This is a genomic window from Streptomyces sp. NBC_00873 (genome assembly GCF_045207415.1).
GTDB lineage: Bacteria > Actinomycetota > Actinomycetes > Streptomycetales > Streptomycetaceae > Streptomyces.
Genome location: NZ_CP108803.1, coordinates 1,293,466 through 1,308,015, shown reverse-complemented (window position 1 = coordinate 1,308,015; position 14,550 = coordinate 1,293,466). Strand labels below are relative to the sequence as shown.

Here is a 14,550-nt window from a genome sequence, read left to right as displayed (position 1 = left end):
GGCAGGCTTCCACCGCCATGCCCACACCACCCCCACCCGGGGGCAACCGGGTCATCTCCCGGGCGATCCCGCAACACCAGGATCACCCAGGAAACCCAAGCCAATCTGAGACGCTCCCTACAGTTTTCGGCGTGGGGTGGGGACGGCCCCCGGTGGCGGGTGCTCGGGGCTGTCGGCGTACTCGGAGCAACAGTGGCACAGGGGGCACGGGATCCACCCCGCGTCCCCCGCGGCTCAGAGCTCCGCGGCCACCTCCTCGGCCGTGGTGTCACGCAGTTCGCCGTCCAGCAGCAGCCAGCGCGTGATGCCGAGCGATTCCAGGAACGGCACATCGTGGCTCGCCACGATCAGCGCTCCCTCGTACGACTCCAAAGCCGCCGTCAGCCGGCGCACGCTCGCCATGTCCAGATTGTTCGTCGGCTCGTCCAGCATCAGCAGCTGCGGTGCCGGTTCGGCCAGCAGCAGCGCCGCCAGTGCCGCACGGAATCGTTCCCCGCCCGACAGTGTCCCCACGGGCCGGTCCGCCCGAGCCCCCTTGAACAGGAAGTGTGCCAGCCTCGCCCTGATCCGGTTGTCCGTGGCATTCGGTGCGAATCGCGCCACGTTCTCCACCACGCTCAGTCCGTCATCGAGCAGATCCAGACGCTGCGGCAGAAACCCCAGCGGCAATTGGGGTGCCGCCTCGCCGGACACCGGTGCCAGCTCACCGGCGATCGTCCGCAACAGCGTCGTCTTGCCGGCGCCGTTACGGCCCACCAGCGCGATCCGCTCAGGGCCCCGCAACTCGAACCCGCCGCTCACCCGTGCCCCGTACGCGAGTTCCAGATCGCGCAGGACGAGCACACCCTGGCCCGGATGCACCTTGGTGTGCGGCAGCTCGACCCTGATCTCGTCGTCGTCCCGCACCGCCTCGACGGCGTCGTCGAGGCGCTCCTTCGCCTCGGCCAGTCTCCCGGCGTGCATCAGGCGATGCTTGCCGGCCGACTCCTGGGCGGCCCGCTTGCGGTTGCCCATGACGATCTTCGGCTCACGCTTGTTGTCCGACATCTTCTGTCCGTAGCGCTTGCGTCGAGCCAACTTGACCTGGGCTTCTGCCAGTTCACGCTTCTGTCGCTGCACGTCGGCCTCCGCAACCCGCACCATGCGCTCGGCCGCCTCCTGCTCGACGGCGAGCGCCTCCTCGTACTCCGAGAGATTCCCGCCGTACCAGGTGACCGATCCGTCCCGCAGATCCGCGATCTGGTCGACCCGTTCCAGGAGTTCACGGTCATGGCTGACGACGACCAGGACACCCGCCCAGGCGTCGACCGCCTCGTACAGCCGCCTGCGCGCGTACAGATCCAGATTGTTCGTGGGCTCGTCGAGCAGCAGCACCCCGGGGCGGGCCAACAACAGCGCGGCCAGGCGCAGCAGCACGCACTCGCCGCCCGACATCTCGCCGATCGTGCGGTCGAGCCCGATGTGACCGAGGCCGAGCTGATCGAGCGTCGCGCGGGCGCGCTCCTCCACGTCCCAGTCGTCACCGACGGCTGCGAACTGCTCCTCGCGGACGTCACCCGCCTCGATGGCGTGCAGAGCGGCCCGGGTACCGGCGATGCCCAGGGCCGCATCGACCCGCAGCGCCGTGTCCAGGACCAGATTCTGCGGGAGATACCCGATCTCGCCCCGGGTCCGGATATGGCCATCGGTGGGGGTGAGTTCACCCGCGATCAGCCGCAACAGGGTTGACTTTCCACAGCCGTTGAGGCCGATGAGACCGGTCCTGCCGGGGCCCACGGCCAGCTGGAAGTCGTTGAAGACCTCACTGCCGTCGGGCCAGGCGAAGGAGAGCGACGAACAGGCGATATGAGTCATGGGGGTAGACATACGGATCTCCCGGTTGCGAGGAAGGGCAGAGGGGCAACGGGCGAGACACCGGTCACGGGTGTTCCACGGCCATGGCCAAGGAGGAGCCCCGGTTGCGGAGGACGGCTCGAAGAGCTGAGGTCACACTCGGGCGCGCAGACATGACAGACATGACAGACCTGAACGGGCATGCACTGTCCGGACACGGCGCGCAACACGGTGTCTCACGACCTCAGACGAGCAACGTCCTTCTCCGATCCGACGACAACAAGGACGTCACAAACGGTAGGACGGGACCTCGCGCCCCGGCAAACGATTTTTGCCTTTGCCGCCGTGAAGTCCGGCGCGGTGATGTACTGCGACGGCCGGAACCTGGTGGAGGTCAACGCCGTGAAGAAGGACTGACCGGGCTCAGCACGCTCCGCCGAGCAGGTCCGTCAGACGCCGGTCGAGATCCAGGAACCGGTGCTCCTGCCCCGACGGGACCAGCTCCTCGGCGCGCCCGAGGAAGCGACGCAGCTCCGCCGTGTGGACATGCACCATGGCTACGCCCTCGGCGGCATGGAACTCCAGGACCGTACGGTCGTAGCCGAACGGCCTGATCCGTACGTCCCCGATCCCGGCCGGTTCTTCCATTCCTGCCGCCAGCAGTTCGCGCGAGAACTCCCAGGACACCTCAATGCCCTCCAGGGTTGCCGGGGCAGGGAAGGCCATGCGCACGGCGAACGGATCCCTGCGGTCGTACTGCAAGGTGGCGGGAACGGTCTCCATCCGCGGCGCGGATGCGACCATGCGGGCCTGCACGGACTGCTCGATAACGCTGGACAAGACCTGCTCCCTCTTGCGGCCAGAAGAACGGTTCCCGGCACTGGCAGAGACGACGGAACTTCCCGATCCGTGCTCGGGCGAGGGGGTGAGCTGCGTCACCGCACCGCACTCCCTTCGATGCACGTGCTCGCATAGCGGCGGCGCACTCTGGACGGCGTACTGCCGGTGGGTTAGCTTCCTGCGCCATGAGGCCCAAGGGGAAGACGACACGACTGATGGCATGGGGACTGTGCGGGGCGGCGCTGACCGCGGCACTGGTGACGCCGGCAGCGCAGGCCGCGCCGGGGCAGCGGCACGGACCCGGCGACCGGACGGGCTGGACACTCACGGAGACAGGAACCGGCGCCCGCTTCCGCGGCCTCTCCGCAGTCAGCCGCCGCACCGCCTGGGCCGCGGGCTCGAAGGGCACGGTGCTGCGCACCTCCGACGGCGGCCGTCACTGGCGCGACGTGTCGCCGACGGGAGCGGCGGAGGCGGCACTGGAATTCCGTGACATCGAGGCATTCGACGGGCGGAGTGCGGTGGCGCTGTCCATCGGTGAGGGTGAGGCGTCGCGGGTGTTCCGTACGGACGACGGTGGAGCGACCTGGACCGAGTCCTTCCGCAATACCGATGCCCGTGCCTTCTACGACTGCTTCACCTTCTTCGACAGCCGCCACGGGCTCGCCATGAGCGATCCGGTCGACGGCAGGTACCGGATCCTGTCCACCGCGGACGGCGGCCGCAGCTGGAACGTACTGCCCACAGCGGGGATGCCGGCCGCCCAGGCGGGCGAGGCGGGCTTCGCCGCCAGCGGCCAGTGCCTGGTCAGCTCGGGGCCGAAGGATGTCTGGCTGGCGACCGGCGGGGCGGCCACCGCACGGGTGCTGCACTCCGCCGACCGGGGGCTGACCTGGGCGGCCACCGAATCGACGATTCCGGCTGGGGACCCGGCCCGCGGCGTCTTCGGTCTCGCCTTCCGCGACCGTACGCACGGCATTGCCGTCGGCGGCGACTACCGCGCCGGCCAGGCCTCTCCGGACGCCGCGGCCGTCACGGGCGACGGAGGCCGGACCTGGCAGCGATCCACCACCCCGCCGACCGCCTACCGTTCCGGCGTCGCCTGGGTCCCGCACACCCGCTCCACAGCACTCGCCGTCGGGCCGACCGGGACGGACCTGACGACGGACGGCGGCCACACCTGGCGCACCGTCGACACGGGTTCGTACGACACCGTGGACTGCACGCAGGACGGCGGCTGCTGGGCGGCGGGGGAGAAGGGGCGGATCGCCCGGATGAGTTAGGTCCTGTCGTCACGCTGCCGGCGTCGCCCGAAAGGCTGCCGCGCAATGTCCGGTCCACACCAGAGCCTGGCGCGTGCTGAATCGCTACGACAACTGCTGCCGGTACGGGGCGAGTTCGTCCGACGTCTTCGTCGCGATGAACTCCGTGATCCGGTACGCACACACGCCCTCGGTCGCGAACGGGTCGGCCGCCGTGATCTTCTCGATCTGCGTGCGGTCGTCCCCGACGGCGAGGATCACCCCGCCGTCGCGCGGGTTCTTGCGCCCGGACGCGATGAAGACCCCCGCCGCGTACTGCGTGTCCAGCCAGGCGACATGTGCCTCCAGGAGCGCGTCGACGCGCTCGACGGGGGCGGTGTAGGTCAACTCGAGTACGAACATGGGCCTCACCCTACCGAGGCCTCATCGAGGGAGGTCCGGTCGGTCTAATCTGGAAGGCACCATGACGACGCTCCGTACGCCGGCCGACGCAGCCGAAGCCCGCGCCATCCAGGACACCCTCCGCGCCCGCGTGGTGCTGGACGAGCCGGGACCGCCGCCCGGCACCGGACGGGTGACCGGTGTGGACGTCGCCTACGACGACGAGCGGGACCTCGTCGTGGCGGCGGCGGTCGTGCTCGACGCGGCCACCCTCGATGTCGTCGCCGAGGCCACCGCCACCGGCCGGGTGACCTTCCCGTACATCCCGGGGCTGCTCGCCTTCCGGGAGGTACCGACCGTGTTGGCCGCGCTGGAATCCCTCCCGATCGACCCTGGCCTCGTCGTCTGCGACGGCTACGGCAGGGCGCACCCGCGCCGGTTCGGGCTCGCCAGCCACCTCGGCGTCCTCACCGGACTGCCGGTCATCGGCGTCGCCAAGAACCCGTTCACCTTCACGTACGAACAGCCGGGCCCCCGGCGCGGCGACTTCTCCCCGCTCGTCGACGGGGACCAGGAGGTGGGCAGGGCACTGCGCACCCAGGACGGCACCAAGCCGGTGTACGTGTCCGTCGGCCACCGGACCGGTCTGGACAACGCCTGCGCGCACACACTCCGGCTGGCCAGGGACTTCCGCCAGCCGGAGACCACCCGCAGGGCCGACGCACTCTGCAGGCGGGTTCTCCGGGATGCGACCGCATGAGGGTCCGACGGCGCGCGCGTCCGAGTATCTGAGCTGAGTATGTGTACGGATACCGTTTGCCGATCATGAACGGCACTCTGGTGCATATGACCGATCATCGAACGTCCACACGTGCCGGAACCGTCTACGTCGCCCAGCGACGCGTCGCCATAGGGATGACTCTCGGGGTCCTTGCCGGGGTCGTCTGGACCGTCTCGATGATCTGCACGCTCGCGTCCTGGATGTTCTGACGCCGGGACGGCCCGCCGGACGCGGCCGTCCCGGCGCGAATCCGCTCAGCGCGTCGCCGCGACCCGGAAGCGCAGCCCGGCCCCGCGCAGCCGCTCCAGCAGTGCGTCGCCCATCGCGACGGCCGTGGTGACCTGCCCGGATGTGGGCGGAAGTTCGTCCAGAGCGAGGCAGAGCGCGGACTGGGCGAGCATTTTCGCCGTCTCGTCGTAGCCGGGGTCGCCGCCGGAGACCTCCGTGAAGACCCGGCGTCCGCCGCCTTCCCCGACGAACCGCACCGTGAACCAGCTCCGCTTCCGGCGCTCCGCGTCCGGGCCCTCACCCGGCTCGTACCGGTCCATCAGCCGGCTGCGCGCGGCGGGCAGCTGCGCGGCGCCCACGAGGGCGCCGATCGCGGCCGTGCCGCCCAGCGCCATCGGCAGCGTCTTCACCGAGGCGAAGTGGCGGTAGCGGAAGTCGGGGCCGTACCGCGCGAGCGCCCGCGCCGAGCGCTCGATGACCTGCGGGTCCAGTGTCGGCAGGGGCAGCGCCCAGGTGCCGGTCTCGGCGCTGAAGTGCGGGGTGCCGAAGCGGGCGCGGGCACGGCGTCCGACCAGGCGCGGTTCGTGCAGCCGGCGCTCCTGCGCGGCGCGCAGCATCTGCGGGCCGCGGCCCATCGCGGTGAGCGCCGAGGCGAACGTACCGCCGGAAAAGACGGCGTTGCTGCGGACGAACCCGTCGATGGTCAGCGGCACGTCCTGCGGCAGCTGCTGGACGGTGAAGTAGACCCCGAGGTCGTGCGGTACGGAGTCGAAGCCGCAGGCGTGCACGAGCCGCGCCCCGGTCTCGCGGGCCCGCGCATCGTGCTCCAGAAACATCCGGTCCACGAACTCCGCCTCGCCGGTCAGGTCCGTGTAGTCCGTCCCTGCCTCCGCGCAGGCGGCGACCAGCTGCTCCCCGTACCAGACGTAGGGGCCCACGGTGGTGGCCACCACGTGGGCCGATTCGGCGAGTGCGCGCAGTGAACCGGGGTCGTCGGCGTCGGCGTGCAGCAGCGGAAGGTCCGCGCAGCGCGGATCGATGGCGACCAGGCGTTCGCGCAGCTTCTGCAGCTTGGCCGGGCTGCGGCCGGCCAGCGCCCAGCGGCAGCCGTCGGGTGCTTGGGCGGCGAGATATTCGGCGGTGAGGACACCCACGAAGCCAGTGGCGCCGAAGAGGACTATGTCATAGGGGCGTTGCGCCCCGTTCTGCCTGTTCACAAGTGCCTCCGCAGGGGCCGGCGCCGATGTAGCAGGCAGAGGTTAGCGGAGGGGTTCGTGGCGGTGCGCAGGCGGGCGGCGCTCGTGGGGGAGGATCTTCGAGAAAGAACTAAGACCGATCGGCAATTGGGGGGCGGCGTCACGGGGCTGGGGCACGCACCTCGCGGCGTTGTCGTCCATCACCATGTTCCCCGAGCTCTCGGCTTCGCTCGAGCAGGGGAGGCACCATTCGCCATGGCTCAATCCTCCGCCTTGCGATGCACACACCCCGGCCCCGCTCCTTCACCCACCCCCCATTGCCGGTCGGTCTAAGCGCTTGCTCGGCCAAAAGGGTTGTGCGGAGCGCGGAGCATTCTTAGCATCATCGCTGTTACATCAGTTGTGTCACACCGCTGGGGGTTCGATGGCAACGACAGAGCACGGCCCGCTGGCGGGCGTGCGCGTGGTCGAGCTGGCGGGCATCGGACCCGGCCCGTTCGCCGCGATGCTGCTGGCCGACCTCGGCGCCGACGTCGTCAGGGTCGACCGGCCCGGCGGGGCGGGGCTCGGCATCGACCCCGCGTACGACCTCACCAACCGCAACAAACGCTCGGTACTCGTCGACCTCAAGGCCGAGGACGGCCCGGACCTCGTCCTGGACCTGGTCGAACGCGCCGACATCCTGATCGAGGGCTACCGGCCGGGCGTCGCCGAGCGCCTCGGCGTCGGCCCCGACGCCTGCCTGGCCCGCAACCCGCGGCTCGTGTACGGGCGGATGACCGGCTGGGGCCAGGACGGGCCGCTCGCAGAACGGGCCGGGCACGACATCGCGTACATCGCCCTCACCGGCACCCTCTCCATGATCGGCAGGCCCGGCGAGCCGCCCACCGTCCCCGCCAATCTGGTCGGCGACTACGCGGGCGGCTCGCTCTACCTCGTCGTCGGTGTCCTCGCCGCCCTCCAGCACGCCCGCACCCCCGGCGGCGCGGGCCAGGTCGTGGACGCGGCGATCGTCGACGGCGCCGCCCATCTCGCCACGATGATCCACGGGATGCTGGCGGCCGGCGGCTGGCAGGACCGGCGCGGCTCCAACCTCCTGGACGGCGGCTGCCCGTTCTACGGGTCGTACGAGACCTCCGACGGCCAGTACATGGCGGTCGGCCCGCTGGAGCAGCAGTTCTACGACGAGTTCATCAAGCTTCTCGGCATCGAGGACCGGGCCCCGGACCGCAGGGATTTCACCCGCTGGGAGGAGCTGCGCAGGGTCGTCGCCGACCGGTTCAGGACCCGGACGCGCGCGGAGTGGACCGAGGTCTTCGAAGCCACGGACGCGTGTGTGGCCCCGGTCCTGTCGCTCCGCGAGGCCCCGCACCACCCGCACCTCGCGGCCCGTTCCACCTTCGTCGAACACAGCGGCCTGACCCAGCCCGCCCCCGCACCCCGCTTCTCCGCCACCCCCGTCTCCGTACGCAGCGGACCCGCGCAGCCCGGCGCGGACACCGAGGGCGTCGCCCGGGACTGGGACGTACCGAGCATCCACCGGCCCCGGAAGGACCCCACCGACTGATGGAACTCTCCCAGCCGCTGAACTACGCGGGCGACCCGCGCGAGGTCTGCGACCAGGTCGCCGCGCTGGAGTCCGCCGGGCTTGACGCCGTCGCGTACGGGTACGAGAAGGAAGCCGCGCTCATCCAGGAGCTCTACCTCTCCGGGAAGAAGAAGCAGGAGCTCTACCTCTCCGGGAAGAAGAAGGAGGCCGAGGCCGCCGTCCCGGACGAGTTCTGCGAGCTGATGTCGCTGCGCGGGCCCGAGGGATACGTACGCGACCGCATCGAGGCGTTCCGCGAGGCCGGCGTCACCATGCTCAACGTCATCCCGGTCGGTCCCGACCCGGCCCGGCTGATCTCCACCGTCAATAACTGGCTCTAGGGGGCCCGCAGTGCAGCGGCAGATCTTCACCGAGGAGCACGACGCGTTCCGTGAGACCGTCCAAACCTTCCTGACCAAGGAAGTCCTTCCGCACTACGAGCAGTGGGAGAAGGACGGCATCGTCTCGCGCGAGGCCTGGCTCGCGGCCGGCCGGCAAGGGCTGCTCGGCCTCGCCGTCCCCGAGGAGTACGGGGGCGGCGGCACCACCGACTTCCGCTACAGCGCCGTCCTCGCCGAGGAGTTCACCCGGGCCGGCACCCCCGGGCTCGCGCTCGGCCTGCACAACGATGTCATTGGCCCCTACCTCACCGGCCTTGCCACCGAGGAGCAGAAGCGGCGCTGGCTGCCCGGCTTCTGCAGCGGCGAGATCATCACCGCCATCGCGATGACCGAACCCGGCGCCGGCTCCGACCTCCAGGGCATCCGTACCACCGCCGAGGACAAGGGCGACCACTGGCTGCTCAACGGCTCGAAGACGTTCATCTCCAACGGCATCCTCGCCGACCTGGTGATCGTCGTGGCGAAGACCACTGCGGAGGGCGGCGCGAAGGGGCTCTCGCTGATCGTCGTCGAACGCGGTGCGGACGGCTTCGAGCGGGGCCGCAATCTCGACAAGATCGGCCAGAAGTCCCAGGACACGGCCGAGCTGTTCTTCAACGACGTCCGCGTCCCCAAGGAGAACCTGCTCGGTGAGCGCGACGGCGCGTTCATCCACCTGATGACCAATCTGGCGCAGGAGCGGATGGGCATAGCGGTCGCCGGTATCGCCGCCGCCGAGTACCTCCTGGAGATCACCACCCAGTACGTCAAGGAGCGCGAGGCCTTCGGGCGGCCGCTCTCCAAGCTCCAGCACATCCGCTTCGAGATTGCCGAGATGGCCACCGAGTGCGCCGTCACCCGGGCCTTTCTCGACCGGTGCATCGTCGACCACTCGGACGGGAAGCTCGACGCCGTGCACGCGTCGATGGCCAAGTGGTGGGCCACCGAACTGCAGAAGCGCGTCGCCGACCGCTGCCTCCAGCTCCACGGCGGCTACGGCTACATGACGGAATACCGGGTCGCCAAGGCGTTCACCGACGGCCGCATCCAGACCATCTACGGCGGAACGACCGAGATCATGAAGGAGATCATCGGCCGCTCGCTGCTTGCCTGACCCCTGACGATCGACCACCCTCGAAAGGCTGCTGTCTTGAGTACCGAAGCGTTTGTCTACGACGCGATCCGCACCCCGCGCGGCCGAGGCAAGGCCAATGGCGCCCTGCACGGCACCAAGCCGATCGACCTCGTCGTCGGCCTCATCCACGAAATGCGCAGCCGCTTCCCGGGCCTGGACCCGGCCGCCATCGACGACATCGTCCTCGGCGTGGTCAGCCCGCTCGGCGACCAGGGCTCCGACATCGCCCGGATCGCCGCCATCGCCGCCGGACTCCCGGACTCGGTGGCGGGCGTCCAGGAGAACCGGTTCTGTGCCTCCGGTCTGGAAGCCGTCAACCTGGCTGCCGCGAAGGTCCGTTCGGGCTGGGAGGACCTGATCCTCGCCGGCGGTGTCGAGTCGATGTCCCGGGTGCCGATGGGCTCCGACGGCGGCGCCTGGGCGATGGACCCGATGACCAACTACGAGACCGGCTTCGCCCCGCAGGGCGTCGGCGCCGACCTCATCGCCACCATCGAGGGCTTCTCGCGCCGCGACGTCGACGAGTTCGCCGCACTCTCCCAGGAGCGGGCCGCCGAGGCCTGGAAGGACGGCCGCTTCGCGCGCTCCGTCGTCCCGGTCAAGGACCGCAACGGCCTCGTCGTCCTCGACCACGACGAGCACATGCGCCCCGGCACCACCGCCGACTCGCTGGCCGCGCTCAAGCCCTCGTTCGCCACCATCGGCGAGCTGGGCGGCTTCGACGCCGTGGCGCTGCAGAAGTACCACTGGGTCGAGAAGATCGACCACGTCCACCACGCGGGCAACTCCTCCGGCATCGTGGACGGCGCCGCACTCGTCGCCATCGGCAACAAGGAGACCGGCGAGCGGTACGGACTCACGCCGCGTGCCCGGATCATCTCCGCCGCGGTCTCCGGCTCCGAGCCGACCATCATGCTGACCGGCCCCGCGCCCGCCACCCGCAAGGCCCTCGCCAAGGCCGGACTCACCATCGACGACATCGACCTCGTCGAGATCAATGAGGCGTTCGCCGGTGTCGTGCTGCGCTTCGCCCGGGACATGGGGCTCTCCCTCGACAAGATCAACGTCAACGGCGGCGCCATCGCGCTCGGCCACCCGCTCGGCGCCACCGGCGCGATGATCCTCGGCACGCTCATCGACGAACTGGAGCGCCAGGACAAGCGGTACGGCCTCGCCACCCTCTGCGTCGGCGGCGGCATGGGGATCGCCACCGTCATCGAGCGTCTCTGACCGTCCCCGGCCACCCCTTGCCTACGGAGAACACAGCAATGACCGAGAGCACGACCATCCGCTGGGAACAGGACGAGACCGGCGTCGTCACCCTCGTACTCGACGACCCCAACCAATCCGCCAACACGATGAACCAGGCCTTCAAGGACTCCATCGCGGCCGTCGCCGACCGCGCGGAAGCCGAGAAGGACTCCATCCGCGGCATCATCTACACCTCCGCCAAGAAAACCTTCTTCGCGGGCGGCGACCTCAAGGACATGATCAAGGTCGGTCCCGAGAACGCCCAGGACGCCTTCGACGTCGGCACCGCCATCAAGAACTCGCTGCGCCGCATCGAGACCCTCGGCATCCCCGTCGTCGCCGCCATCAACGGAGCGGCCCTCGGCGGCGGTTACGAGATCGCGCTCGCCTCCCACCACCGCGTCGCCCTCGACGCGCCCGGCTCCCGCATCGGCCTGCCCGAGGTCACCCTCGGCCTGCTGCCCGCGGGCGGCGGCGTCACCCGCACCGTACGCCTCATGGGCGTCGCCGACGCGCTGCTGAAGGTCCTCCTCCAGGGCACCCAGTACACCCCGAAGCGCGCCCTGGAGAACGGCCTCGTCCACGAGGTGGCGGCCACACCCGAGGAGATGCTCGACAAGGCCCGCGCCTTCATCGACGCCCACCCCGAGTCCCAGCAGCCCTGGGACGTCAAGGGCTACCGGATCCCCGGCGGCACCCCGTCGAACCCGAAGTTCGCGGCCAACCTGCCCGCCTTCCCTGCCAACCTGAAGAAGCAGCTCGCGGGCGCCCCCATGCCGGCGCCCCGCAACATCCTGGCCGCCGCCGTCGAGGGCTCCCAGGTCGACTTCGAGACCGCGCTGACCATCGAGGCCCGGTACTTCACCGAGCTCGTCACCGGCCAGATCTCGAAGAACATGATCCAGGCGTTCTTCTTCGACCTCCAGGCCGTCAACTCCGGCGCCAACCGCCCCAAGGGCATCGAGGAGCGCCAGGTCACCAAGGTCGCCGTCCTCGGCGCCGGGATGATGGGCGCCGGGATCGCGTACTCCTGCGCTCGCGCCGGCATCGACGTCGTCCTCAAGGACGTCACCACGGAGGCGGCCGCCAAGGGCAAGGCATACAGCGAGAAGCTCCTCGCCAAGGCACTCTCCCGGGGCCGCACGACCGAGGCCAAGCGCGACGAACTGCTGGCCCGCATCACCCCGACCGGCGACCCGGCCGATCTGGCGGGCTGCGACGCCGTCATCGAGGCGGTCTTCGAGGACACCGCGCTCAAGCACAAGGTGTTCCAGGAGATTCAGGACATCATCGAGCCCGACGCGCTGCTCTGCTCCAACACATCGACCCTGCCGATCACGGTCCTCGCCAAGGGCGTCACCCGCCCCGCAGACTTCATCGGCCTGCACTTCTTCTCGCCCGTCGACAAGATGCCGCTGGTCGAGATCATCAAGGGCGAGCAGACCGGCAACGAGGCACTGGCACGCGCCTTCGACCTGGTCCGCCGGATCCAGAAGACGCCGATCGTCGTCAACGACTCGCGCGGCTTCTTCACCTCCCGCGTCATCGGCCAGTTCATCAACGAGGGCGTCGCCATGGTCGGCGAGGGCGTCGAGCCCGCGTCGGTCGAGCAGGCCGCGGCGCAGTCCGGTTACCCGGCCAAGGTCCTCTCGCTGATGGACGAACTGACGCTGACCCTGCCGCGCAAGATCCGCAACGAGACGAAGCGCGCGGTCGAGGAGGCGGGCGGTACCTGGGCCGGGCACCCCGCGGACGCGGTCATCGACCGGATGGTCGACGAGTTCGGACGCACCGGACGCAGCGGCGGCGCGGGCTTCTACGACTACGACGAGGACGGCAAGCGGACCGGGCTGTGGCCGGGGCTGCGCACGCACTTCACCAGGACGGATGCCGATGTCCCGTTCGAGGACATGAAGGAGCGGATGCTCTTCTCCGAGGCACTGGACAGTGTCCGCTGCCTGGAGGAGAACGTCCTCATCTCGGTCGCCGACGCCAACATCGGCTCCATCATGGGCATCGGCTTCCCGCCGTGGACCGGAGGCGTCCTCCAGTACATCGACGGGTACGAGGGCGGCCTGCCCGGCTTCGTGGCGCGCGCCCGGGAACTCGCCGAGAAGTACGGCGACCGGTTCCTGCCGCCCGCGCTGCTGGTGGAGAAGGCCGAGAAGGGCGAGACCTTCCACGACTGACCGGCACCCCCGCGGACCACGTACCGGCCCGAGGCTGCGCTATGCGCACCCTCCGGGCGGAAATACCGGGTGGACAGCGGGACACCCTGCTAACGTCGGCTGCATGAAGCGCGCTGCCATGACGACGACGCCGGAGAGTGTCCCGGCGCGCTGACAGATGTCTCAGTCCGAAGCCCCGGGGCGAGTGCCCCGGGGCTTCGGCTTGCGGTCACTCGCCCGATGACCGCGAGGAGACCGCCATGCACGACCACCGCAAGCTCGGCCGCGAGCTGGACCTTTTCGACACCGACCCGCTGATCGGCGCGGGACTTCCCTACTGGCTGCCCGACGGGGCGACCGTGCGGCACACCCTGGAGGAGTACATCCGCGCCGCCGAGCGGCGGGCCGGCTACCAGCATGTGTACTCGCCGGTGCTGGGCAAGCGGGAGCTGTACGAAATCTCCGGGCACTGGTCGCACTACAGCGACGACATGTTCCCGCCGATGGACCTGGGCTCGGAACAGGTCGTCCTGCGGCCGAGTCTCTGCCCCCACCACGCGGTGATCTACCGCTCCCGCTCCCACAGCTACCGCGAGCTGCCGCTGCGCATGGCCGAACTGGGCGGCATGTACCGCTCCGAACTCTCCGGCGTGCTCGGTGGACTGACCCGCGTCCGCGCCATCCAGCTGAACGACGCGCACATCTTCTGCACCCTGGAGCAGGTCGCCGACGAGGCACGGGCCGCCCTGGAGATGATCCGCCGTGCGTACGAGGCGCTGGGCATCCGCCCGGCCCGCTACCGGCTCTCCCTCCCCGGCCCCGGCGGCAAGTACGTGGCCGCGCCCGAGAAGTGGCAGCGGTCCACCGCCCTGCTCACCGAGGCACTCGACCGCTCCGGCCTGCCGTACGACTCGGCGGAGGGCGAGGCCGCGTTCTACGGCCCGAAGATCGACGTCCAGGTCACCGACGGTGCGGGCAGGGAATCCACCCTGTCCACCGTCCAGGTCGACTTCCACCAGCCCGAGCAGTTCGACCTGCACTACATCGGCGCGGACGGTGCGAAACACCGGCCGGTCATGGTCCACCGCAGCATCATCGGCAGCGTGGAGCGGGCCGTCGCCCATCTCATCGAACAACACGGCGGCGCGTTTCCGCCCTGGCTCGCCCCGACCCAGCTGGCGATCCTCCCGATCTCCGAGGCCGAGCTGCCCCACGCCGAGGCGCTGGCCCGGCGCTGCACCGACCTCGGGCTGCGGGCCGGCATCGCCGGACCGGAACGCGGCACCCTGGGCGCACGCATCCGCGAGGACCGCCTGGTGCCGTACCAGGTCGTGATCGGCGCCAGGGAAGCCGCCGACGACCACGTCGCCGTACGACTGCGCGACGGCCGCCGCCTCGACCCGCAGCCCGCCGACGCCTTCCTCGAACGGATCGGCGCGCTCATCGACGCCCACAGCACCGAGCTGTGGGACGACGCCTCTTGACGGACCGTCCACCGGCAGTGAGC

The 14,550-nt window shown here is 70.0% G+C and carries 12 protein-coding genes and 1 pseudogene; 9 read left to right on the top strand and 4 right to left on the bottom strand.

What is annotated here, in order from left to right:
- Positions 1-234: 234 nt before the first annotated feature.
- Both OH809_RS06155 and OH809_RS06150 read right to left on the bottom strand, forming a co-directional pair.
- Positions 235-1,866, bottom strand: coding sequence for an ABC-F family ATP-binding cassette domain-containing protein (locus tag OH809_RS06155; protein ID WP_406423352.1), 1,632 nt, complete (start codon positions 1,864-1,866; stop codon positions 235-237).
- A gap of 390 nt (positions 1,867-2,256) precedes the next feature.
- Positions 2,257-2,673: an SsgA family sporulation/cell division regulator gene (locus OH809_RS06150; protein ID WP_406423353.1), complete on the bottom strand. Its 417-nt coding sequence runs from the start codon at positions 2,671-2,673 to the stop codon at positions 2,257-2,259.
- 185 nt (positions 2,674-2,858) lie between these two features.
- Here OH809_RS06150 and OH809_RS06145 point away from each other — a divergent pair, with 185 nt between their 5' ends.
- Positions 2,859-3,956: a WD40/YVTN/BNR-like repeat-containing protein gene (locus OH809_RS06145; RefSeq protein ID WP_406423354.1), complete on the top strand. Its 1,098-nt coding sequence runs from the start codon at positions 2,859-2,861 to the stop codon at positions 3,954-3,956.
- Positions 3,957-4,040: 84 nt separating this feature from the next.
- Here the strand turns inward: OH809_RS06145 and OH809_RS06140 are convergent, their stop codons facing one another.
- The gene (locus tag OH809_RS06140; protein ID WP_406423355.1) at positions 4,041-4,337 is read right to left on the bottom strand and encodes a YciI family protein; all 297 of its coding nucleotides are present in this window, start codon (positions 4,335-4,337) and stop codon (positions 4,041-4,043) included.
- A 61-nt stretch (positions 4,338-4,398) separates the two neighbouring features.
- Here OH809_RS06140 and OH809_RS06135 point away from each other — a divergent pair, with 61 nt between their 5' ends.
- Together OH809_RS06135 and mmpA are read left to right on the top strand one after the other, a co-directional pair.
- Positions 4,399-5,076, top strand: coding sequence for an endonuclease V (locus OH809_RS06135; RefSeq protein ID WP_406423356.1), 678 nt, complete (start codon positions 4,399-4,401; stop codon positions 5,074-5,076).
- Between the two features lie 86 nt (positions 5,077-5,162).
- The gene (mmpA, locus tag OH809_RS06130; RefSeq protein ID WP_393308459.1) at positions 5,163-5,306 is read left to right on the top strand and encodes a morphogenic membrane protein MmpA; all 144 of its coding nucleotides are present in this window, start codon (positions 5,163-5,165) and stop codon (positions 5,304-5,306) included.
- A gap of 45 nt (positions 5,307-5,351) precedes the next feature.
- On the opposite strand, the gene OH809_RS06125 is transcribed toward mmpA, so the two are convergent.
- Positions 5,352-6,542, bottom strand: a complete 1,191-nt coding sequence (locus tag OH809_RS06125; RefSeq protein WP_406423357.1) for a saccharopine dehydrogenase family protein — start codon at positions 6,540-6,542, stop codon at positions 5,352-5,354.
- Between the two features lie 403 nt (positions 6,543-6,945).
- On the opposite strand from OH809_RS06125, the gene OH809_RS06120 reads away from it, so the two are divergent.
- The 6 genes and pseudogenes from OH809_RS06120 to thrS all read left to right on the top strand — a co-directional run bounded on the left by OH809_RS06120 (position 6,946) and on the right by thrS (position 14,527).
- A complete protein-coding gene (locus OH809_RS06120; protein WP_406423358.1) occupies positions 6,946-8,088 on the top strand; it encodes a CaiB/BaiF CoA transferase family protein in 1,143 nt (380 codons plus the stop codon).
- 86 nt (positions 8,089-8,174) lie between these two features.
- Positions 8,175-8,450, top strand: a pseudogene (locus tag OH809_RS06115) (hypothetical protein); the annotation flags it as partial.
- 10 nt (positions 8,451-8,460) lie between these two features.
- Positions 8,461-9,603 carry an acyl-CoA dehydrogenase family protein gene (locus tag OH809_RS06110; protein WP_406423359.1) on the top strand — a complete coding sequence of 381 codons (1,143 nt, stop codon included), beginning with the start codon at positions 8,461-8,463 and terminating at the stop codon, positions 9,601-9,603.
- 36 nt (positions 9,604-9,639) lie between these two features.
- Positions 9,640-10,854 carry an acetyl-CoA C-acetyltransferase gene (locus OH809_RS06105; protein ID WP_406423360.1) on the top strand — a complete coding sequence of 405 codons (1,215 nt, stop codon included), beginning with the start codon at positions 9,640-9,642 and terminating at the stop codon, positions 10,852-10,854.
- Positions 10,855-10,892: 38 nt separating this feature from the next.
- Positions 10,893-13,064 carry a 3-hydroxyacyl-CoA dehydrogenase NAD-binding domain-containing protein gene (locus OH809_RS06100; protein WP_406423361.1) on the top strand — a complete coding sequence of 724 codons (2,172 nt, stop codon included), beginning with the start codon at positions 10,893-10,895 and terminating at the stop codon, positions 13,062-13,064.
- A gap of 137 nt (positions 13,065-13,201) precedes the next feature.
- Positions 13,202-14,527 carry a threonine--tRNA ligase gene (gene thrS / locus OH809_RS06095; RefSeq protein WP_406423362.1) on the top strand — a complete coding sequence of 442 codons (1,326 nt, stop codon included), beginning with the start codon at positions 13,202-13,204 and terminating at the stop codon, positions 14,525-14,527.
- The last annotated feature ends 23 nt before the right edge of the window (positions 14,528-14,550 follow it).

Coding starts and splice junctions, on each gene's coding strand:
- OH809_RS06155 (WP_406423352.1), bottom strand. CDS start 1,866: ATGTCTACCCCCATGACTCATATCGCCTGTTCGTCGCTCTCCTTCGCC.
- OH809_RS06140 (WP_406423355.1), bottom strand. CDS start 4,337: ATGTTCGTACTCGAGTTGACCTACACCGCCCCCGTCGAGCGCGTCGAC.
- OH809_RS06120 (WP_406423358.1), top strand. CDS start 6,946: ATGGCAACGACAGAGCACGGCCCGCTGGCGGGCGTGCGCGTGGTCGAG.
- OH809_RS06145 (WP_406423354.1), top strand. CDS start 2,859: ATGAGGCCCAAGGGGAAGACGACACGACTGATGGCATGGGGACTGTGC.
- mmpA (WP_393308459.1), top strand. CDS start 5,163: ATGACCGATCATCGAACGTCCACACGTGCCGGAACCGTCTACGTCGCC.
- OH809_RS06100 (WP_406423361.1), top strand. CDS start 10,893: ATGACCGAGAGCACGACCATCCGCTGGGAACAGGACGAGACCGGCGTC.
- OH809_RS06135 (WP_406423356.1), top strand. CDS start 4,399: ATGACGACGCTCCGTACGCCGGCCGACGCAGCCGAAGCCCGCGCCATC.